General features: G+C 70.8%; 18 protein-coding genes. 8 read left to right on the plus strand and 10 right to left on the minus strand.

The genetic code is table 11. The features are described from left to right. Window positions 1-3: 3 nt before the first annotated feature. Window positions 4-891, plus strand: a complete 888-nt coding sequence (locus tag IE185_RS18185) for an NUDIX hydrolase (protein WP_138894032.1) — start codon at window positions 4-6, stop codon at window positions 889-891. Next, entirely contained in the window at window positions 888-1,718 is an 831-nt protein-coding gene (locus IE185_RS18190; RefSeq protein ID WP_138894033.1) for an MBL fold metallo-hydrolase, read from the plus strand. The genes IE185_RS18185 and IE185_RS18190 overlap by 4 nt, the downstream gene beginning before the upstream one ends. Before the next feature lie 22 nt (window positions 1,719-1,740). Here the strand turns inward: IE185_RS18190 and IE185_RS18195 are convergent, their stop codons facing one another. Together IE185_RS18195 and IE185_RS18200 are read right to left on the minus strand one after the other, a co-directional pair. Next, window positions 1,741-2,286, minus strand: coding sequence for a Uma2 family endonuclease (locus IE185_RS18195; RefSeq protein WP_138894034.1), 546 nt, complete (start codon window positions 2,284-2,286; stop codon window positions 1,741-1,743). Between the two features lie 128 nt (window positions 2,287-2,414). Then, a complete protein-coding gene (locus IE185_RS18200; protein WP_014046869.1) occupies window positions 2,415-3,089 on the minus strand; it encodes a Crp/Fnr family transcriptional regulator in 675 nt (224 codons plus the stop codon). Between the two features lie 254 nt (window positions 3,090-3,343). Here IE185_RS18200 and nth point away from each other — a divergent pair, with 254 nt between their 5' ends. The 4 genes from nth (at window position 3,344) to IE185_RS18220 (ending at window position 7,723) form a co-directional block, all read left to right on the plus strand. Further along, the gene (gene nth / locus IE185_RS18205; RefSeq protein WP_138894035.1) at window positions 3,344-4,198 is read left to right on the plus strand and encodes an endonuclease III; all 855 of its coding nucleotides are present in this window, start codon (window positions 3,344-3,346) and stop codon (window positions 4,196-4,198) included. Between the two features lie 136 nt (window positions 4,199-4,334). Beyond that, window positions 4,335-5,087 (plus strand): NUDIX hydrolase, encoded by a 753-nt coding sequence (locus tag IE185_RS18210; protein WP_138894036.1) that lies wholly within the window; start codon window positions 4,335-4,337, stop codon window positions 5,085-5,087. Between the two features lie 12 nt (window positions 5,088-5,099). After that, entirely contained in the window at window positions 5,100-6,299 is a 1,200-nt protein-coding gene (locus tag IE185_RS18215; protein WP_138894037.1) for a MarP family serine protease, read from the plus strand. Window positions 6,300-6,334: 35 nt separating this feature from the next. Beyond that, a complete protein-coding gene (locus IE185_RS18220) occupies window positions 6,335-7,723 on the plus strand; it encodes a 6-phospho-beta-glucosidase (RefSeq protein ID WP_138894038.1) in 1,389 nt (462 codons plus the stop codon). Between the two features lie 18 nt (window positions 7,724-7,741). Here IE185_RS18220 and IE185_RS33195 read toward each other — a convergent pair whose 3' ends face one another. The 6 genes from IE185_RS33195 to IE185_RS18245 all read right to left on the minus strand — a co-directional run bounded on the left by IE185_RS33195 (window position 7,742) and on the right by IE185_RS18245 (window position 16,074). Then, window positions 7,742-7,930 (minus strand): hypothetical protein, encoded by a 189-nt coding sequence (locus tag IE185_RS33195; RefSeq protein ID WP_078606705.1) that lies wholly within the window; start codon window positions 7,928-7,930, stop codon window positions 7,742-7,744. Window positions 7,931-8,080: 150 nt separating this feature from the next. Further along, the gene (locus tag IE185_RS18225) at window positions 8,081-9,019 is read right to left on the minus strand and encodes an alpha/beta fold hydrolase (RefSeq protein WP_138894039.1); all 939 of its coding nucleotides are present in this window, start codon (window positions 9,017-9,019) and stop codon (window positions 8,081-8,083) included. Further along, window positions 9,016-9,480: a phage holin family protein gene (locus IE185_RS18230; protein ID WP_138894040.1), complete on the minus strand. Its 465-nt coding sequence runs from the start codon at window positions 9,478-9,480 to the stop codon at window positions 9,016-9,018. The genes IE185_RS18225 and IE185_RS18230 overlap by 4 nt, the downstream gene beginning before the upstream one ends. Window positions 9,481-9,522: 42 nt before the next feature. Next, the gene (nhaA, locus tag IE185_RS18235) at window positions 9,523-10,959 is read right to left on the minus strand and encodes a Na+/H+ antiporter NhaA (RefSeq protein WP_138906832.1); all 1,437 of its coding nucleotides are present in this window, start codon (window positions 10,957-10,959) and stop codon (window positions 9,523-9,525) included. 363 nt (window positions 10,960-11,322) lie between these two features. Then, window positions 11,323-13,278 (minus strand): acetate--CoA ligase, encoded by a 1,956-nt coding sequence (acs, locus tag IE185_RS18240; protein ID WP_138896501.1) that lies wholly within the window; start codon window positions 13,276-13,278, stop codon window positions 11,323-11,325. Window positions 13,279-13,623: 345 nt separating this feature from the next. Then, complete coding sequence (locus IE185_RS18245) at window positions 13,624-16,074, minus strand: bifunctional SulP family inorganic anion transporter/carbonic anhydrase (RefSeq protein WP_138896502.1); 2,451 nt, start codon at window positions 16,072-16,074, stop codon at window positions 13,624-13,626. Between the two features lie 288 nt (window positions 16,075-16,362). On the opposite strand from IE185_RS18245, the gene IE185_RS18250 reads away from it, so the two are divergent. After that, window positions 16,363-17,649: a polysaccharide deacetylase family protein gene (locus tag IE185_RS18250; RefSeq protein WP_138896503.1), complete on the plus strand. Its 1,287-nt coding sequence runs from the start codon at window positions 16,363-16,365 to the stop codon at window positions 17,647-17,649. On the opposite strand, the gene IE185_RS18255 is transcribed toward IE185_RS18250, so the two are convergent. Beyond that, the gene (locus IE185_RS18255; protein ID WP_138896506.1) at window positions 17,627-18,628 is read right to left on the minus strand and encodes an ATP-binding protein; all 1,002 of its coding nucleotides are present in this window, start codon (window positions 18,626-18,628) and stop codon (window positions 17,627-17,629) included. The two genes, IE185_RS18250 and IE185_RS18255, sit on opposite strands and share 23 nt — an antisense overlap. A gap of 96 nt (window positions 18,629-18,724) precedes the next feature. Between IE185_RS18255 and IE185_RS18260 the strand changes: the two genes are divergently transcribed. After that, complete coding sequence (locus IE185_RS18260) at window positions 18,725-19,549, plus strand: Fic family protein (protein WP_138896504.1); 825 nt, start codon at window positions 18,725-18,727, stop codon at window positions 19,547-19,549. Window positions 19,550-19,917: 368 nt separating this feature from the next. On the opposite strand, the gene IE185_RS18265 is transcribed toward IE185_RS18260, so the two are convergent. Beyond that, window positions 19,918-20,793: an HAD family hydrolase gene (locus IE185_RS18265; RefSeq protein WP_138896505.1), complete on the minus strand. Its 876-nt coding sequence runs from the start codon at window positions 20,791-20,793 to the stop codon at window positions 19,918-19,920. Window positions 20,794-20,853 lie beyond the last annotated feature (60 nt).

Genomic DNA, 20,853 nt, shown 5'->3' on the forward strand with positions numbered 1-20,853 from the left:
GCCATGTCCAATGGTCAGTGGTACCCGCCCGAGTGGCCGGACCGGATCCGTGCTCTCGCCCGTGGCGAGCTCACGGTCGCGCCCCCCAAGCGGGCCGCCACCGTCATGCTCCTGCGGGACACGGCCGGCGGTCCCGCCGTGCACATGCTGCGCAGACGCGCCTCCATGGCCTTCGCCGGGGGCGCGTACGCGTATCCGGGCGGCGGAGTCGATCCGCGCGACGACGACCACCAGGTGGGCTGGGCGGGCCCGTCCCTCGGCGACTGGGCTCTGCGGCTGGGCGTGGACCCGGCGTCGGCGCAGGCCATCGTGTGCGCGGCGGTGCGCGAGACGTACGAGGAGGCCGGTGTGCTGCTCGCCGGCCCGACGGCCGGCACGGTGGTCGGGGACACCACCGGGGACGACTGGGAGGCGGACCGGCGGGCCCTGGTCGCCCGCGAACTGTCCTTCGCGGACTTCCTCCAGCGGCGTTCGCTGGTGCTGCGCTCCGACCTGCTGGGCGCGTGGGCGCGCTGGATCACCCCCGAGTTCGAGCCGAAGCGGTACGACACGTGGTTCTTCGTCGCCGCGCTGCCGGCCGGCCAGCGGACTCGCAACGCCTCGACGGAGGCGGACCGCACGGTGTGGATCAGCCCCTCGGAGGCCGCCGCCGGCTACGACAAGGGCGAGCTGCTGATGATGCCGCCGACGATCGCCACGCTGCGTACGCTCCAGCCGTACGCCACGGCCGCCGAGGCGCTCGCGGGCGCGGCGGAGCAGGACATGGACCCTGTCCTGGCGCAGGCGCGCCTGGAGGGCGACGAGGTGGTCCTGAGCTGGCCGGGCCACGACGAGTTCACGAAGCGCGTGGGGGGTACGGCGAGTACCGAGCACCCAGGAGGCACCCGATGACCGACGCCGCAGCGCTTCCCGGGCAGCCCCGCGGCGGGGTGCTCTCCGGGCCGGCCACCGACCGCGCCGTGAACGTGCTCGCCCCGAACGCCTCCGCGATGACCCTGGACGGCACCAACACCTGGATCGTCGGTGAGCCGGACTCGGACCTGGCGGTCGTCATCGATCCCGGGCCGCTCGACGACGTACATCTGCGGGCGGTGATCGACACGGCGGAGAAGGCGGGCAAGCGCGTCGCGCTGACCCTCCTGACGCACGGGCACCCCGACCACGCGGAGGGCGCGGGGCGCTTCGCCGAGCTGACGCGTACGCCCGTACGGGCCCTCGACCCGGCGCTGCGGCTCGGGGACGAGGGACTCGCGGCGGGGGACGTCATCACCACCGGGGGCCTGGAGCTGCGCGTGGTGCCGACGCCCGGGCACACCGCCGACTCGCTCTGCTTCCACCTGCCCGCCGACCGGGCCGTACTGACGGGGGACACCGTACTGGGGCGGGGTACGACGGTCGTGGCGCACCCGGACGGACGGCTCGGCGACTACCTCGACTCACTGCGGCGGCTGCGTTCGTTGACGGTCGACGACGGAGTGCACACCGTGCTGCCCGGTCACGGGCCCGTCCTGGAGGACGCGCAGGGTGTGGTCGAGTACTACCTGGCGCACCGGGCGAACCGCCTCGCGCAGGTCGAGACGGCCGTCGAGAACGGGTACGCGCGCGCGTCGGAGGTCGTCGCCCACGTGTACGTGGACGTGGACCGCTCCCTGTGGCCGGCGGCCGAGCTGTCGGTGCGGGCGCAGCTGGAGTACCTGCGGGACCACGGCCTGATCTAGTACGGAGCCTCGGGCGCGGCCGTCAGGCGTCCTTGCGCTTGAACTCATCCGTGGGGATGGGGACGGTGGACCCGTCTTCGAGGTGGAGGGTGACGGTCTCGCCGTACGTGTAGGCCTCGCGCGTCGCGTAGTCGTTTCCCCGGGGGCGGGTGAGCAGGGTGCACTCGCCCCGGAACGGGTCGATGATCAGGTAGATCGGCACGTTGTAGCGGGCGTACTGATGGACCTTGAAGTCGTAGTCGTTCGGATCGTCCTTGGTCGACACGATTTCGACGGCGGCCAGTATGTCCCCGTACGAGTAGGGCTCCGTCGCGCCCTCGGTCAGGATCGTCACGTCCGGCACGCGGTCGGGGTCGCCGGGAAACTGGATCAGCACGTCGGAGACGATCCGGGATGGTGCGATACCGGCTGTGCGCGCTGCTGCCTGCACATCGAAGATCGTCCAGCTCTGCACATTGCTCTGCGGTGTCATCACGACGCGCCCCCCCACGACCTCGACCTTGAAGCCCTCGTACTCCTTGGCGGCCCGCTCGGCCACGTGCCGCAGCACATCGTCCATGACGCTCATCGCTGCCTCCTCGCTCGTCACCGACCGTATGCGCAGAATAGCCCCGGCCTCTGACACCCGGCCGGGGGAACGCGGAAGGGCCGCCCCCAAGCGAGGGGCGGCCCTTCCGGCGTCGTAGCAGGCTCGTACTAGCGGGAGCGCTTCGCGAGGCGCTCCACGTCCAGCAGGATCACGGCCCGCGCCTCCAGGCGCAGCCAGCCGCGGCCCGCGAAGTCCGCGAGGGCCTTGTTGACCGTCTCGCGGGACGCGCCGACCAGCTGGGCCAGTTCTTCCTGCGTCAGGTCGTGCACGACGTGGATGCCCTCCTCGGACTGCACGCCGAACCGGCGCGACAGGTCGAGGAGCGCGCGGGCGACACGGCCCGGCACGTCGGAGAAGACCAGGTCGGACATCTGGTCGTTGGTCTTGCGCAGCCGGCGGGCGACCGCGCGGAGGAGGGCCGTGGCCACCTCCGGGCGGGCGTTCAGCCAGGGCTGGAGGTCGCCGTGGCCGAGGCCGAGCAGCTTGACCTCCGTCAGGGCGGTCGCGGTGGCGGTGCGCGGGCCCGGGTCGAAGAGCGACAGCTCACCGATCAGCTCGCCGGGTCCGAGGACGGCCAGCATGTTCTCGCGGCCGTCGGGGGAGGTGCGGTGCAGCTTCACCTTGCCCTCGGTGACCACGTACAGGCGGTCGCCGGGGTCGCCCTCGTGGAAGAGGGCGTCGCCGCGAGCGAGCGTCACCTCACTCATCGAGGCGCGGAGCTCCGCGGCCTGCTCGTCATCGAGCGCCGCGAAGAGCGGGGCGCGCCGCAGAACGTCGTCCACGAGTTCTCTCCTTGTCGACCTGCTCATCACGGGAACCGTGGTCTCCATGATGCCGGACGGTAAAACAGTGCGATCAATCACAAGTTTGACGTACCGGCGTGCCCGACCGTGCGGCAGGGGGCCGATTGGGGTGGCAATTGCCTGTGACCGGGGCGGATGTCAGTGCCGGGCTTTAGGCTGGCCGGGTGTCCAAAACGCCGGTGAGAGTGGAGCCCGAGGGGGCCGGACAGGTGACTGAAGGCCGTAATTCCGCTGTGGGCGAACAGCTCCCGTCTCAAGTCAAGAATGCCGCAAATGGGGTGAAAAGGTCCAAGTCCGGGGCGGGGGCGAAGCCGGGCAAGCCCGAGTCGAGACTGGCCATGGTCCGCCGTGCACGGCGGATGAACCGTGAGCTGGCCGAGGTCTATCCGTACGCCCATCCGGAGCTCGACTTCGAGAACCCCTTCGAGCTGCTGGTGGCCACGGTCCTCTCGGCCCAGACCACGGACCTGCGGGTCAACCAGACCACCCCGGCCCTCTTCGCCGCGTACCCGACGCCCGAGGACATGGCCGCCGCCGACCCCGAGGAGCTGGAGCAGCTGATCCGGCCGACCGGGTTCTTCCGCGCCAAGGCGCGGTCCCTGCTCGGCCTCTCCGCCGTGCTCAGGGACGATTTCGGCGGCGAGGTGCCCGGCCGTCTCAAGGACCTCGTCTCGCTGCCCGGCGTCGGCCGCAAGACGGCCAACGTGGTCCTCGGCAATGCCTTCGGCGTCCCCGGTCTGACCGTCGACACGCACTTCGGCAGGCTCGTACGGCGCTGGAAGTGGACCGCGCACGAGGACCCGGAGAAGGTCGAGGCGGACATCGCCGCGATCTTCCCCAAGAGCGAGTGGACGATGCTCTCGCACCGGATCATCTTCCACGGCCGCCGCGTCTGCCACTCCCGCAAGCCGGCCTGCGGCGCCTGCCCGATCGCGGATCTGTGTCCGTCGTACGGCGAGGGCGAGACGGATCCGGAGAAGGCGAAGAAGCTGCTGAGGTACGAGATGGGCGGCCACCCGGGGCAGCGCCTGAAGCCCCCGCCGGACTATCCCGGCAAGCCCGCGCCGCCGCTGGGAGCCGCCGAGTGACGGGCCGGGTGACGGGCTGGGCGGCGGATCGGGTGACGGGCCGGGCGGCGACAGGAGTGGCGGGCCGCACGGCGGGTGCGCGCGACCGCGCGGAACGAACGGGCCCGGTTCGGGCGTTGTGACGACGGGGGTGCCTATGACGCGTGGGAGCGAGACATATGACGGCGGCCGGGCGGCCGCGCCGTCCGGGGCGGCCCGCACGACCGAGGCGGCCGGTCCGGCCGAAGTCGCCGTGACGAGCCGGGGGCTGCCCGCCTGGCTCGAACCGGTGGCCGAAGTCGCCCGGTCCGTACGCCCCGAGCAGCTCAGCCGCTTCCTGCCGCCGGAGAGCGGCGCCGGGCGCCAGTCGGCCGTACTGATCCTCTTCGGCGAGGGGGAGAAGGGTCCCGAACTGCTGCTCATGGAGCGGGCCGGGAGCCTGCGTTCGCACGCGGGCCAGCTCAGCTTCCCCGGCGGCGCCCTCGACCCCGCCGACGGTGATCCGCAGACGACGGGCCCCCTGCGCGCCGCGCTGCGCGAGGCCGAGGAGGAGACCGGGCTCGATCCCTCCGGTGTCCAGATCTTCGGCGTACTGCCCCGCCTCTACATCCCCGTCAGCAACTTCGTCGTGACGCCGGTCCTCGGCTGGTGGCGCGAGCCGAGCCCCGTCGGCGTCGTCGACTCCGCCGAGACGGCGCGCGTCTTCACCGTTCCCGTGGCGGATCTCACGGATCCGGCCAACCGCGTGACGAGCGTGCACCCGCGCGGCCACAGCGGCCCCGCGTTCCTGGTCGGACCCGCTCTGGTCTGGGGTTTCACGGCCGGCGTGATCGACAAGATTCTTCATTACGCGGGATGGGAGCGGCCTTGGGACCGCTCACGGCAGGTCCCGCTCGACTGGCACGCGTGACAGGGTGGCCATGTGAACGTCCTGGACATCTTGTTGCTGGTCGCGGCGGTGTGGTTCGCGATCGTCGGGTACCGACAGGGATTCGTCGTCGGCATTCTGTCGGTGATCGGCTTTCTGGGCGGCGGCCTCGTCGCGGTCTACCTGCTGCCGCTCCTGTGGGACCAGCTGACCGACGGCTCGGAAGTCAGCTCGACGGCCGCCGTCGTCGCGGTCATCGTCGTGATCGTGTGCGCCTCGGTGGGGCAGGCCTTCACCACCCACCTCGGGAACAAGCTCCGCAGATACATCACCTGGTCGCCCGCCCGCGTCCTGGACGCCTCGGGCGGCGCGCTGGTCAACGTCGTCGCGATGCTGCTCGTCGCCTGGCTGGTCGGCTCCATGCTCGCGCAGACCTCGCTGCCCACGCTGGGCAAGGAGGTCCGTAGCTCCAAGGTGCTCCTCGGAGTCTCGCGGGTGCTGCCCGAGCAGGCGGACATGTGGTTCACGGACTTCAGGTCGGTCCTCACCCAGAACGGCTTCCCGCAGGTCTTCAGTCCCTTCTCCAACGAGCCGATCACCGAGGTCAAGGCCCCCGACCCGGCGCTCGCCGGCAGCCCCGTCGCCGCCCGCGCCAAGAAGTCGATCGTGAAGGTCGTCGGCACGGCGCAGAGCTGCGGCAAGGTCCTCGAAGGCACCGGCTTCGTCTTCGACGAGCGCCGGGTCATGACCAACGCGCACGTCGTCGGCGGCGTGGACGAGCCGACCGTGCAGATAGGCGGTGAGGGCCGCCGGTACGACGCCACCGTGGTGCTCTACGACTGGGAGCGCGACATCGCCGTGCTGGACGTCCCCGACCTGGACGCCCCGGCGCTGGAGTTCACGGACACCGACGCCCGCACCGGCGACGGCGCCATCGTCGCGGGCTTCCCGGAGAACGGCGCGTACGACGTCCGGTCCGCCCGCGTCCGCGGCCGGATCAACGCCAACGGCCCGGACATCTACCACCGCGGCACGGTCCAGCGTGACGTCTACTCGCTGTTCGCGACCGTCCGTCAGGGCAACTCGGGCGGCCCGCTGCTGACGCCCGACGGCAAGGTCTTCGGCGTCGTCTTCGCCAAGTCCCTCGACGACGCCGACACGGGGTACGCCCTGACGGCCGACGAGGTCCAGGAGGACGTCCGCCTCGGCCGCGCCGCCAACCAGCAGGTCGACAGCGAGGGATGCGCGCTCTGAGCGGAGCGCTCCGAAGAGGCGGCGGGGAGAAGCACATGCGTCTGACGATTCTCGGCGGTGGCGGCTTCCGCGTCCCCCTCGTGTACGGCGCGCTCCTGCGCGACCGCGCCGAGGGCCGCGTCACGCATGTCACCCTGCACGATCTCGACCGGGCGCGGCTCACCGCGATCGCCCGGGTCCTGGCCGACCAGGCCGACGGGGTCGCGGACGCGCCGTCCGTGACCGTGACCACCGACCTCGACGAGGCGCTGCGCGGCGCCCACTTCGTCTTCTCCGCCATCCGGGTCGGCGGACTGGAGGGCAGGGCCGCCGACGAGCGCGTCGCGCTGGCCGAGGGCGTCCTGGGCCAGGAGACGGTCGGCGCGGGCGGCATCGCGTACGGGCTGCGTACGGTCCCGGTCGCCGCCGACATCGCGCGCCGGGTGGCGCGGATCGCCCCCGAGGCGTGGGTCATCAACTTCACCAACCCGGCCGGACTCGTCACCGAGGCCATGTCCCGCCACCTCGGCGACCGCGTCATCGGCATCTGCGACTCGCCGGTGGGCCTCGGCCGCCGCGTCGCCCGGGTGCTCGGCGTCACGGACCCGGCGCGGGCCCGGCTCGACTACGTCGGCCTCAACCACCTCGGCTGGCTGCGCGGCGTGTACGACGACGAGGCCCCCGGTCGCGGGAACCTGCTCCCGGCCCTGTTCGACGACGAGCGGGCGCTGACATCGTTCGAGGAGGGCAGGCTGTTCGGCGCCGCCTGGCTGCGCTCGCTCGGCTCCGTCCCCAACGAGTACCTGCACTACTACTACTTCAACCGTGAGACGGTCACCGCCTACCGCGAGGCGAAGCAGACCCGGGGGGCCTTCCTCCGCGACCAGCAGGCGCGGTTCTACGACGGCATGACGGACCGTACGTCGGGCGCCCTCGCCGCGTGGGACCGTACGCGCGCCGAGCGCGAAGCCACGTACATGGCGGAGAACCGGGAGGCGGCGGGCGCGGGAGAGCGCGCCGCCGACGACCTGGAGTCCGGTGGCTACGAGTACGTCGCGCTCGCCCTGATGCGGGCGATCGCCCGCGACGAGCGCGCCACGCTCATCCTCAACGTCCGCAACGGCCTCGGCGGGGACGACGGCACGGTGCCGTTGTCGCTGCTCGACGAGGCAGCCGTCGTCGAAGTCCCGTGCCTGGTCGACGCGACCGGCGCGCGCCCCGTCGCCGTATCACCGCTGACCGGCCATGAGGCGGGCCTGGTGGCCGCGGTCAAGGCGGTGGAGCGGTGCGTACTGGAAGCGGGGGAGAGCGGATCGGCGCGGGCGGCGGTGAAGGCGTTCGCCCTGCACCCGCTCGTCGACTCGGTCGGGGTGGCGCGGCGGCTGCTCGACGGCTACCGCGGCGCGCACCCCGGACTCGGATACCTCAGGTTCGAAGCGGAGTAGTACGGATCTCGAACTGCCTCAGTCGCGGGGATGGCGCAGTCGCGCCGAGACCCAGCGGGCCCGGCGGCGGAGGATGCGCGGAATCCCGATCGCGCGGGAGGGCGGGCCGTGGCCCTGGTCCCGAGGACCGCCCCCTTCGTGGGTGCTCAGCGCTGTGGCGGAGCGGCGGTTGCGTGCTGCGTCACCGTAGTCGTGCGTCCAGCCCATACCCCGACGTTTGCCCGGGCCCCATGGTCCGTAATCGCGTTGGGGGCAGCCAATTGGCCTATGCGCGAGGCAATTGGCTGTTCGTAGGACAAGCGTTCCGGCGGGGCGTCGGGCGGACGGTGACCGGCCGCCGGCTCGCCGGGCGGTGGGTCAGCGGTCGGGCTCGGGGTCCTTCAGCCAGTTGACCAGCTCGGTCGAGAAGGCCACCGGGTCCTCCTCGTGCGGGAAATGGCCCAGACCGTCGAACAGCCGCCACCGGTAGGGGGCTTCGACGTACTCGCCGGAGCCGGCCGCGCTGCGCGTGCGCATCACCGGGTCCAGCGATCCGTGCAGATGCAGTGTGGGCACCCGTACGGGCCGCTTCATGCGCCGGTTGAACTGGACGCCGTCCGGGCGCGCCAGAGACCGCACCATCCACCGGTACGGCTCGACCGAGCAGTGCGCCGTCGACGGAATCGACATCGCCCGCCGGTACACGTCGACGTCCTCGTCGTCCGGCAGCCGGGGCCCGGACCAGTCGCGGATCAGCCGGCCCACCAACGCCGAGTCGTCCGCCGTCAGCTGACGCTCCGGCAGCCACGGCCGCTGAAAGCCCCAGACGTGCGATCCGGCCCGCGTCTGCGACAGGTCGGAGAGCATCGCCGAGCGCCAGCGCCGGGGGTGCGGCATCGAGGAGACCACCAGGCGGCGCACCAGCTTGGGCCGCATCACGGCCGCCGTCCACGCCAGGTACCCGCCCAGGTCGTGCCCGACGAGCGCCGCGTCCGGCTCGCCGAGCGAGCGCACCACGCCGGTGATGTCGAGCGCGAGGTTCGCCGGGTCGTATCCCCGGGGCGTACGGTCGCTGCCGCCGACGCCCCGCAGATCCATCGCCACGGCCCGGAACCCGGCGTCCGCGAGCGCGGTCATCTGATGCCGCCACGTCCACCAGAACTGCGGGAAACCGTGCAGCAGCAGCACGAGCGGGCCGTCCCCGACCTCCGCGATGTGGAAGCGCGCGCCGTTGGCCGCGACGTCGCGATGGGTCCATGGGCCGTCGGGGCGTACGACGGACAGAGGGGTGGCGGAGCCGGAATCTGGGGCGGTCATGTGGATGAGCGTGCCACAGCCACCGCCTTGTCACCGACCTGGCGCGGGTGAGGCTTGACGCCCTGCAGTACGGCCGCCGTCTGCTTGGCCGAGGCGATGCTCTTCTCCGGCGGCTTGACCTTCTTGAACTTGGTGACGGCGATCAGCGCGAGCAGACCCGCCAGCAGCAGAAACGCTCCGCCGACGATCAGGAAGGACCAGGCGAGCCCGAGTCCCAGGTTGTGGATGCCGTACGCCGCGGCGAAGCTCAGCACCGGCAGGGAGAAGAGCGCGAACACCCCCGCGACACCGATCGCCGTGCCGCCCATGCCGACGCGCTTGGCGTCCTGCCGCAGCTCGGCCTTGGCCAGTGCGATCTCGTCGTGCATGAGTGCGGACATCTCGGCGGTCGCCGACGCGACCAACTGGCCGAGGCTGCGGTCGACGCTGTCAGCCGTCGCTGTGCGGGCGGGGTCGCTCATCGCTCTCTCCCTCTTCTCCGTCTGTCTGTATCTGATGTCGAATCATGCCGGACTGTCGTCCTTGCCGCTGGATGCCCCCGCGAGTTCCGCGAGCTTGCGGTGCTCGGCGGCCTTCGCGTCGTGGATCGCGGCCATTCTCAGGTGGTACTCGCGCTGGCCTTGCTCGTAGATGTCCGGAATGCCGTCCTGGTCCTCGTCGCGCTCCTCCTCCTCTACCATCGCGCGGTACTTGCGTACCCGAAGCTTGAGCAGGATCCCGGACAGCACGGCGGCGATCAGCGAACCGGCGAGCACGGCGGCTTTGATCCGGCCGGTGAGTGCGGCGTCACCGGTGAAGGCGAGTTCGCCGATGAGCAGGGACACGGTGAAGCCGATGCCGGCCAGCGAGGCCACGGCGAAGACGTCCGGCCAGGCGAGGTCGTCGTTGAGCTCGGCCCTGGTGAAGCGGGCCGCGAGCCACGTGCCGCCGAAGATGCCGACGGCCTTGCCGACGACCAGGCCGAGGACGACGCCGAGCGTCTCGGGCCGGGTGAACACGTCGCCGATCGCCGCCCCGGACACGGAGACCCCGGCGGAGAAGAGGGCGAACAGCGGTACGGCGACGCCCGCGGAGACCGGCCGTACGAGGTGCTCGATGTGCTCGCCGGGGGAGTGCGCCTCGTCCTCCTCGCGGGTGCAGCGCAGCATCAGGCCCATCGCCACACCGGCGACGGTGGCGTGCACGCCGCTGTTGTACATCAGGCCCCAGATCACCAGGGCGAGCGGTACGTAGAGGTACCAGCCGCGCACCCGCTTGCGCAGCAGCAGCCAGAAGACGGCCAGCGCGGCCACCGCTCCGCCGAGCGCGGCGAAGTTGAGGTCGCTGGTGAAGAAGACGGCGATGATCAGGATCGCGAACAGGTCGTCGACGACGGCCAGGGTGAGCAGGAACGCGCGCAGCGCCGACGGCAGCGAGGTGCCGATGACCGCGAGGACGGCGAGCGCGAAGGCGATGTCGGTGGCGGTCGGGACGGCCCAGCCGTTCATGCTTCCGCCCCCGGCGGCGTTGACCACGACGTACACGAGGGCCGGCGCCAGCATGCCGCTGAGGGCGGCGATGACGGGGAGTGCGGCGGCCCTGGGGTCGCGCAGTTCGCCCGCCACCAGTTCGCGCTTGAGCTCGATGCCCGCGACGAAGAAGAAGACGGCGAGGAGGCCGTCGGCGGCCCAGTGCTGGACGGAGAGGTCGAGGCCGAGGGAGGCGGGTCCGAAGTGGAAGTCGCGTACGGACGCGTAGCTGTCGCTGAGAGGGGTGTTCGCCCAGACCAGCGCGGCGATGGCCGCCACGAGGAGCAGTACGCCGCCGACCGTCTCGGTGCGCAGCGCGTTGGTGACGAAGGTGCGCTCGGGGAGCGAGAGGCGTCCGAGGAACTTCCGGCCGCCGGGCGGTGCCGGTGGTGTCGAGGGGCCGGGCGGGGCGGTCGGACGGGGCGCGGTCACGGGGGGAACCTCCGGTCGGTGGGCAGCATGGAGCACATTGCCGACCAGACTTCCCGGCGCACCTCTGGAATTTTGACGCGTTCCTGACGCGGTCGACCACTCTACCCGGAGGGCGCAAGGGCGTAATCCGGAGATCTTTACCTTACGAGTGGAACGCGCCTGATGTCCTTTAACTGCCAGAGTAGGAGGTACGCGTACGAACGGGCACCCGGCGCGGGGGCCGGGTGCCCGTTCTGGACGCTCGCGGAGCTGCTGACGTGGATTGCTTGCCGCGTCACTGCCGCGTATCGCTGCCGCGCACCGCTTCCGTGTACCGGTGCGGCGGGCGGCCCTCGGGGCGGAGGCCGCCGGGGTGGAGGGCCGTCAGTCCTCGCTGGACGCGCTCGGCAGCTTCGTCTGGATGAGGTCCATCACCGAGGAATCGGTGAGGGTGGTGACATCGCCCAGCTGCCGGTTCTCGGCGACGTCCCGCAGCAGCCGCCGCATGATCTTGCCGGAGCGGGTCTTGGGCAGCTCGGCCACCGGCAGGATCCGCTTGGGCTTCGCGATGGGACCGAGGGTGGCGCCGACGTGGTCGCGCAGCTCGCCGACGAGGGTGTCGGTCTCGGAAGCCGTACCGCGCAGGATGACGAACGCGACGATGGCCTGGCCGGTCGTCTCGTCGGCCGCGCCGACGACCGCCGCCTCGGCGACGGACGGGTGCGACACGAGCGCCGACTCGACCTCGGTGGTCGAGATGTTGTGGCCGGACACCAGCATCACGTCGTCCACCCGGCCGAGCAGCCAGATGTCGCCGTCGTCGTCCTTCTTCGCGCCGTCGCCCGCGAAGTACTTGCCGGGGAAGCGCGACCAGTAGGTGTCGAGGAAGCGCTGGTCGTCGCCCCAGATCGTACGGAGCATGGACGGCCACGGCTCGGTGAGGACGAGGTAGCCGCCGCCCCCGTCGGGCACCTCGTTCGCCTCGTCGTCGACGACGGTCGCGCTGATGCCGGGCAGCGCGCGCTGGGCGGAGCCGGGCTTGGTGGCGGTGACGCCGGGCAGCGGCGAGATCATCATCGCGCCGGTCTCGGTCTGCCACCAGGTGTCCACGATCGGGGTCTTGCCCGCGCCGATGTTCTCCCGGTACCAGATCCACGCCTCGGGGTTGATCGGCTCGCCGACCGACCCGAGCACGCGCAGGCTGCTCAGGTCGAACTTGGCGGGGATGTCGTCGCCCCACTTCATGAACGTGCGGATCGCGGTCGGCGCGGTGTAGAGGATCGTGACGCCGTACTTCTGCACGATCTCCCAGAAGCGCCCCTGGTGCGGGGTGTCGGGCGTGCCCTCGTACATGACCTGCGTCGCGCCGTTGGCCAGCGGCCCGTACACGATGTACGAATGCCCGGTCACCCAGCCGATGTCGGCCGTGCACCAGTAGACGTCGGTCTCCGGCTTGAGGTCGAAGACGGCGTGGTGGGTGTACGCGGCCTGGGTGAGGTAGCCGCCGGAGGTGTGCAGGATGCCCTTCGGCTTACCCGTCGTACCGGACGTGTAGAGGATGAAGAGCGGGTGCTCGGCGTCGAACGCCTCGGGGGAGTGGTCGGCGGACTGGCGGGCGACGATCTCGTGCCACCAGACGTCCTTGCTGGCGTTCCACGCGGTGTCCTGACCCGTGCGGCGTACGACCAGGACGTGCTCCACCTGCGGGCACTTGGCGACGGCCTCGTCGATGGCGGGCTTGAGGGCCGAGGGCTTGCCGCGCCGGTAGCCGCCGTCCGAGGTGATGACGATCTTGGCGTCGGCGTCCTGGATGCGGGAGGCGACGGCGTCGGCCGAGAAGCCGCCGAAGACCACGGAGTGGGCGGCTCCGATGCGGGCGCAGGCCAGCATCGCGACAGCGGCCTCGGGGATCATCGGCAGGTAGACGGCGACCCGGTCGCCCTTGCGTACGCCCAGTTCCGTCAGGGCGTTGGCGGCGCGCGCGACCTCGTCCTGGAGCTCCGCGTAGGTGATGGCGCGGGTGTCGCCGGGCTCGCCCTCGAAGTGGATGGCGACCCGGTCGCCGTTGCCGGCCTCGACGTGGCGGTCCACGCAGTTGTACGCCACGTTGAGTTTGCCGTCGGCGAACCACTTCGCGAACGGCGGGTTCGACCAGTCGAGCGTCTCCGTCGGTTCGGTGGCCCAGGTGAGCCGCCGGGCCTGCTCGGCCCAGAACCCGAGCCTGTCTGCCTCGGCCTGTTCGTACGCCTCCGCCGTGACGTTGGCGTTGGCGGCCAGCTCAGCAGGCGGCGAGAAGCGGCGCTCCTCCTTCATGAGGTTGGCCAGGCTTTCGTTGCTCACGACATCTCCCATTCCCAGGGCGTCCGATGTGTCCCGTGCCCTAGCTCATCAGTCCCGTGCCCGGGTGACAAGAGCCTTCCGGAAATTGGTTTAGACCTGTGAGCCGAGGTGGGGTGCATCCGTGCCGGTGTTGGTGGTGGCGTACGGCCCCTCCTCGCAGGGCGGCGCGAGAAGGGGCCATACGGTCTCACGGACGCGGCGGCCGGTTGGTTCAGACGCGTCGGCACAGGCGCGTCGGTTCGGCGATCCGATTCAGGCGGTCCGATTCAAGCGGTCCGGTTCGGGTCGCGGTTCTGGCGCGTCGGTTCAGGGGCTCGGCTCGGGCACACGGCTCCGGCACGCGGTTCAGGCGCGCGACTCTTCGAGGGAGCCTTCCGCCTCCGGGTCCTCGACGGGGCCGACCCGGTCGAAGACCGCGTCGGTCTCACCGATCCGGATGCCGTCCTGGAGCAGGTACGCCTGGGCCTCGCCGACATGGAAGTACATGCCGTGCAGTTCGAGCGTGCCCTCGTCGAGCCGCCGGCGCACCGCCTCGTGCGCGTGCAGGTGCTCCAACTGCTGCACCACGTTGGTCAGGCAGAGCTGCTCGACCGCGTCGGCCGGCAGCCTCCCCGAGATCCTCGCCCAGGAGTGCTTCTTGCTGCGCATCCGGTCCAGGCTGGGCGCGGCGTGCCGCAACCAGCGCCGCAGCGGCGTCCGGTCCTCGTCCGGCGGGGTGTCGGCCGGCGAGTTCAGCAGGGCCTGCATCGCACCGCAGCCGGAGTGCCCGCAGATGGTGATGGACTGCACCTTCAGTACGTCCACGGCGTACTCGATGGCCGCCCCCACCGAGTCGTCCGCGCTCTCCGCGCCGGGCGGCGGCACGAGATTGCCCACGTTGCGCACGGTGAAGAGGTCGCCGGGACCGCTGGACGTGATCATGCTCGTGACGAGCCGGGAGTCGGCGCAGGTGATGAACAGCTGCGACGGCGTCTGCCCCTCCCGCGCCAGCCGGGCCAGCTCCTCGCGCACCAGCGGCGCCGTGTTGCGCTGGAACGCGCTGAGCCCGGTGGCGAGTTGGCCCGCGCTGCGGCCGCTCCGGCCCGGTGCGGCCGGCGACGGGGCGTCGGCGCGGTGGTCGCAGTGGTGGTTGCGCCAGGGGGTCCACGGACGGCAGCAGGTGTGGGTGGAGTGCGCGCCGTGGGATCCGGTGCCGGTGGATTCGCCGGCGCTGGCGCCGGTGACCGGACCGGTGAACCGGTTGCCCGACCGGCCGGTGATCTCGACCTGGCCGCCGCGCGCGGTGTGCGCGTCCTGCCAGTACTGGAGCGTCTCGTACGCCGCGTGGTCCATGAACGACCCGTCCAGTTCGACCACGACGGCCGTTCTTTCGGGCACCTGGTTCAGAGCCCGGCTGAGCCGGGGCACCGCGAGGAACGTCAACTGGCCGCGCACCTGGATGTGATGGGCGCCGTCCGTCGTGGTGGCGGTGGTGATGTGCGTCTTGGCCAGCCGGTGGAGTGCCACGGCGACCGCCATGGCGATGCCGATGGCCACTCCCTCCAGTACGCCGAGGAGGGCGACACCGGCCACCGTCACCGCGTAGACCAGCATCTCCCGGTGTCGGGAGGCGCTGCGGATGTGCGTGATGCTCAGCATCTGGAAGCCGACGACCATCACCAACGCGGCGAGCGCGGGCAGCGGGATCAGGTCGATGGCCGGTACGAGGAACAGCGCGGCGAGGACGATCCACAGGCCGTGCAGCATCGTGGAGTGCCGGCTGACGGCGCCCGCCGAGACGTTGGCGACGCTCCGGACGGCGACGCCCGCGACCGGCAGACCGCCGAGTGCGCCCGACACGATGTTCGCGGCGCCCTGCCCGGCCAGCTCGCGGTCGAGGTTCGAGCGCTGTCCGTCGGTCGGCGGTTCCTTGCGGGCGGCCACCAGCTTGTCCACGGCGACGGCCGAGAGCAGGGACTGGACGCTGGTGACCAGAGTGACGGTCAGGACGGCCGCGGCGATCCCGAGCACGGGGCCTTCCGGCAGCCCCGGCAGCGCGTGACTGCTCCAGGAGGGCAGGTCGACCCGCGGCACGTTCATCCCGGTCAGCACGGTGAGCACGGCGGCGGCGGTCACGGCGACGAGCGCTCCGGGGACCTTCCGGGCGATCCGGCCCGTACGCCCCGGGAGGTGCGGCCAGGAGAGCAGCACGGCGACGGTGAGGGCGCTCACCAGGACGGCGGGTCCGTGCAGGTTCGCCAACTGGGCTGGCAGCACCCGGACGTTGTCGACAGCTGAGCTCTCCGGGCTGCCGCCGAGGACGATGTGCAGTTGGGAGAGCGCGATGGTGACGCCGATGCCGGCGAGCATCCCGTGCACGATCGCGGGGCTCACGGCGAGGGCGGACCGGGCCACGCGCACGGTGGCCAGTACGAGTTGGGAGAGGCCGGCCAGCGCGGTGATGGCGCAGGTCGTGCGCCAGCCGTACCGCTGGATCAGCTCGGCCGTGACGACGGTGAGGCCCGCGGCCGGCCCGCTGACCTGAAGCGGGGCTCCGCCGAACCGGCCGGCGACCAGTCCGCCGACGGCGGCGGCGACCAGTCCGGCCTGGAGGGGTGCGCCGGTGGCCAGCGCGATGCCCAGGGAGAGCGGCAGCGCGATGAGGAAGACGGCGATCGAGGCGGACAGGTCCGCTCCCGCGATACGGAAGCGGCGGCGGGGGCCACCGCCGGTCGGGGGGCTGTGCGGACGCTGGAACTGGGACGCGTCCGTGGTGGACGAAGAGTGGTCGGTGCTGGTCGGGACGCAAGCAGTCATGGTTCCCGTCTCCTCCGGGGCAGCGCGGTCGCGGAACGTGGGGACGCGGCCGTGGGTCACGGCGTGCAGCGGCGGGATCTTTCAACTCTCGGTAAATGAATCGTAATGCTGAGTAAAGAACGAAGGGTGCGAATAGGGCCAAACGGCGCAAGTTTTCACCCTTTGTGGTGACGTGAAAATCTAAGCGGCTTGTCATATCAATACCCCTGTCGGGACGTGCGAAGTTTGCACCGCTGTGTAGGCATTTCAGCGGATAAGCAGATAAATCCGACAGGAAGAGGTGGGCGGATGATGGCCGCTACGAAGAGGATGGCCTTCGGCGTCGCCGCCGCGGCCCTGGCCGGCGCGCTCGCCGCCTGCTCGGGGCCACCCGGGGGCGCTTCCGGAGCCAAGGAAGGCGCGCACGGAGCGAAGAAGCAGGCGCCCAAGGCGGCGCCCAAGAGCGCGGTGCGCCTGATCGGCGACGGCTCGACGGCGTACACCGGCAAGCAGCCGCACGTGTCCCGGCCCGAGCGGCTGAAGCCCGGTCAGACGCCGCCGCAGTTCGTCGTGTTCTCGTGGGACGGGGCGGGTGAGGACAGCCAGCGGCTCTTCTCGCACTTCCGCGAGGTCGGCAAGAAGTACAACGCGACGATGACGTACTTCCTCAGTGGCGTGTACCTGCTGCCGGAGGACAAGCGGCACCTCTACGACCCGCCGCAGCACTCCCAGGGGCGCTCCGACATCGGCTTCAACGACGTCGCGGGAATCAGCGACACCGTCGACCAGCTACGCGGCGCGTGGCTCGACGGCAACGAGATCGGGACGCACTTCAACGGCCACTTCTGCGGCAAGGACGGTGGCGTCGGCACGTGGTCGACGGAGGAGTGGAAGAGCGAGATCGCGCAGGCCAAGGCGTTCGTGAAGCGCTGGAAGACCAACTCGGGCCTCAAGAACGCCAAGCCCCTGCCCTTCGACTACGACAAGGAACTCGTCGGCGCCCGCACCCCCTGCCTCGAGGGGCAGAAGAACATGATGCTTGCGGCGAAGGAGCTGGGCTTCCGCTACGACTCCAGCGGTGTCGGCAAGCAGGTGTGGCCGAAGAAGACCGAGGGCCTGTGGGACATGCCGCTCCAACTGGTCCCGGTGCCGGGGCGGGCCTTCGAGACGCTCTCGATGGACTACAACTTCATGGTCAACCAGTCGGGAACGGTCAAGGGCGACCCGTCCCGGCACAGGTTCTGGGGCAATCAGATGCGCGACGGTCTGCTCCAGGCCTTCGACCGCTCGTACAACGGCAACCGCGCCCCGCTGATCATCGGCAACCACTTCGAGTCCTGGAACGGCGGCACGTACATGCGCGCCATCGAGGAGACGATCAAGACGGTCTGCGTGAAGCGGGACGTGCGCTGCGTCTCGTTCAAGCAGGTCGCCGACTGGCTGGACGCGCAGGACCCGGAGGTCCTGGCGAAGATGCGCACCCTGGAGGTCGGAGAGGCGCCGAAGGAGGGCTGGGCTTCGTTCCTCACCAAGCGGGCCACGGCCGCCCCGAGCGCCGGGGCGGCCTCGCAGGTCAAGCGGGCTGAGCGGCACTAGCCTCCGCGAAACGCTCCCCGAGGACGAAGGCGGGGTCGACCTGGGCAGCCAGGTCGGCGCCCGTCTTCGCGTTGCCCCAGCTCTCGGCGTTCCGCAGGTGGAAGTGCACCATCTGGCGCGTGTAGCGCTCCCAGTCGCGCTCCGCGTACGAGTCCTCCGCGGCGTTCTGCAGGGTCTGCAGGGCCAGGCGGTTGTCCGCCTCCAGCAGCTCGAAGCGGGACGGGCGGCCCTTCTCCATGGACCGCACCCAGTCGGACGCGCGGACGGTGACCAGGAGGTCGTCACCCACCTGCTCGCGCAGGAAGTCGATGTCGTCCTGCCCCTGCACCTTGTTGCCCACCACCTTGAGGGACACCCCGAAGTCCCGTGCGTACTCCTTGTACTGGCGGTACACGGACACGCCCTTGCGGGTCGGTTCCGCGACCAGGAAGGTCATGTCGAAGCGGGTGAACAAGCCGGAGGCGAAGGAGTCCGAGCCGGCCGTCATGTCGACGACGACGTACTCCTCGGGGCCGTCGACGAGGTGGTTCAGGCACAGCTCCACCGCTCCCACCTTGGAGTGGTAGCAGGAGACGCCCAGGTCCGACTCGGTGAAGGGGCCCGTGGCCATCAGCCGGATCTCGCCGTCGTCGAGCCGGACGGTACGGGCGCACGCGTCGTACACCGGGTTGTCCTCACGCACCCGGAGCAGGCGCGAGCCCTCTCCCGGCGGCGTGGTTTTGATCATCGTCTCGGCGGAGGTGATGCGCGGGTTGGTGCCGCGCAGGTAGTCCTTGATGAGCGGCAGGTGCGCGCCCATCGCGGGCAGCGCCTCGGCCTGTGCCTCGTCCAGGCCGAGGGCGGCGCCCAGGTGCTGGTTGATGTCGGCGTCCACGGCGACGACCGGGGCCTCGTTGGCGGTGAGGTGGCGGATGAAGAGCGAGGACAGCGTCGTCTTGCCGCTGCCGCCCTTCCCTACGAAAGCGATCTTCATGTTCACCAAGGGTAATCGCATGATTGCTTGCCGTGCCCACCTGAAGTGAAGAAGACCACTCCAAGGTGGGGTGCGTGCCATGGGTGCGTAGGCTCCTTACTTATGAGTACGACTGCTGATCCACTCGCGGCGCTGGGCGCGCTGCCCGGCGTGCCCGAGGCCGTGGACTCCGTACGCAAGGCCGTCGACCGGGTCTACGGACACCGCGTCATGCGGCGCCGCAGCAACGAGATCACCGCCGAGGCCGCGCTGCGCGGCGCGCGCGGGTCTGCGGCCCTCTCGGGTGCGGACTGGGCGCTGGAGGAGGTGCGACGGCGTACCGACTTCAGCATCGACGCGGAGTCCCGCACGGTCGGCGCGGCGCTGCGGCTGACGGCCGAGGCTGGGCAACTCCTGTCCATCTGGCGCCAGTCGCCGCTTCGCGTGCTGGCCCGGCTGCATCTGGTGGCGGCGGGCGGCGCCGGCGTGTCGGACGAGCTGGTGGGCCGGCCGCGGCTCGCGGGAGAGCCGGTGGACGAGTCCCTGGTCGAGCTGCGGCTGCCGTCCGCCGGTGAGGTGGCGGGCCGGCTCGAAGGGCTGTCGGAGCTGATCATCGCTGGCGGTTCCGCGCCGGCGCTGGTGACGGCGGCCGTGGTGCACGGCGAACTGATGGCGCTGCGCCCCTTCGGCTCCCACAACGGCCTGGTGGCGCGCACCGCCGAGCGCATCGTGCTGATCGGCAGCGGGCTGGACCCGAAGTCGGTCTGCCCGGCGGAGGTGGGGCACGGGGAACTCGGGCGCGCGGCGTACGTGGCGGCGCTGGACGGCTACGCCTCGGGAACGCCGGAGGGGATGGCGGCGTGGATCGCCCACTGCGGGCGCGCGGTGGAGCTGGGAGCCAGGGAGTCGACGGCAGTGTGCGAGGCGCTTCAGCGCGGCGCCGCCTGAGGGGCCGACTTCTGGCCTTTCCGGCCAGGTCCGGCCGCGCGAACGCGGCGGTCGGTCCCGGCGGGATCGTCCGCACAGGGTTGCGGCGGTACCGGTCACCGGTACCGCCGCTGGCATGTCCGCCCAGTTACCAAGCGTCCTCGAAATATGCCCATCAGGTCGGGTGCTTTGCCCGTCACCTGGTGCGGCTGGCCCGTAATCGACGGGTCGACGTCGCGTGGGTGCTCGGCTTCCATGCTCGGTCCGTGGGGCCTTACTGCGTTATAGGTCATCCTCTCGGATGTCCCTGGTCTCGCGGGCCGTTAAGTCCTTTGTACTCCTGAAATGGGGGAAGCGAAAGCCCTGGACGCGCTTCTTTGCTTATCGGTTCAAATACGGGCAAAACTTTCCTGCGCGCGGCGCGCCCTGCGGCCCGGCCGTCGGCTGACGTACCACACGAGACCCGCGGTGGCCGCGGCCGCTCCGACCGCGGCGGCGGCGACGAGCGCGGGCCGGGGCGGCATGGAGAAGGCGGGCAGCCGCTGCTTGAGGCGGACCGGCCGGTTGAAGGTGAGAACCGGCCATTCGCGGGCGAGCGCTTCGCGGCGCAGCGCCCGGCCCGGATTGACGGCGTAGGGGTGGCCGACCGATTCGAGCATGGGCACGTCGGTGGCCGAATCGCTGTACGCGTAGCAGCGCGAAAGGTCGTACCCCTCGGACACCGCCAGCTCCTTGATCGCCTCGGCCTTCGTCGGGCCGTACGCGTAGTACTCCACTTCGCCCGTGAAGCAGCCGTCCTCGCCGACGACCATCCGGGTCGCCACGACGCGGTCGGCTCCCAGGAGCTCACCGATCGGCTCGACCACCTCCGCGCCGGACGTGGAGACGATCACCACGTCGCGGCCGGCGGTGTGGTGCTCCTCGATGAGGGAGGCCGCCTCGTCGTAGATGATCGGGTCGATCAGGTCGTGCAGGGTCTCGGCGACGATCTCCTTGACCTGCTGCACATTCCACCCCTTGCACAGCGCGGAGAGGTACTCGCGCATGCGTTCCATCTGGTCGTGGTCCGCGCCGCCGGCGAGGAAGACGAACTGGATGTACGCGGTGCGCAGAGCGGCTCTGCGGCTGATCAGTCCGCCTTGATAGAAGGACTTGCTGAAGGTCAGCGTGCTCGACTTCGCAATGACGGTCTTGTCGAGGTCGAAGAAGGCGGCTGTTCGCGGCAAGGAGCGTTTTTCCACGAGGCGAGCATAGGCGCCCACCATTCGGCGTACGCTGTGGCGCGTGGGTTTGCCTGAGAAGGCTCTCGGGTACACCATGGAAGT

It is taken from the genome of Streptomyces chryseus, assembly GCF_014650755.1.
GTDB lineage: Bacteria > Actinomycetota > Actinomycetes > Streptomycetales > Streptomycetaceae > Streptomyces > Streptomyces chryseus.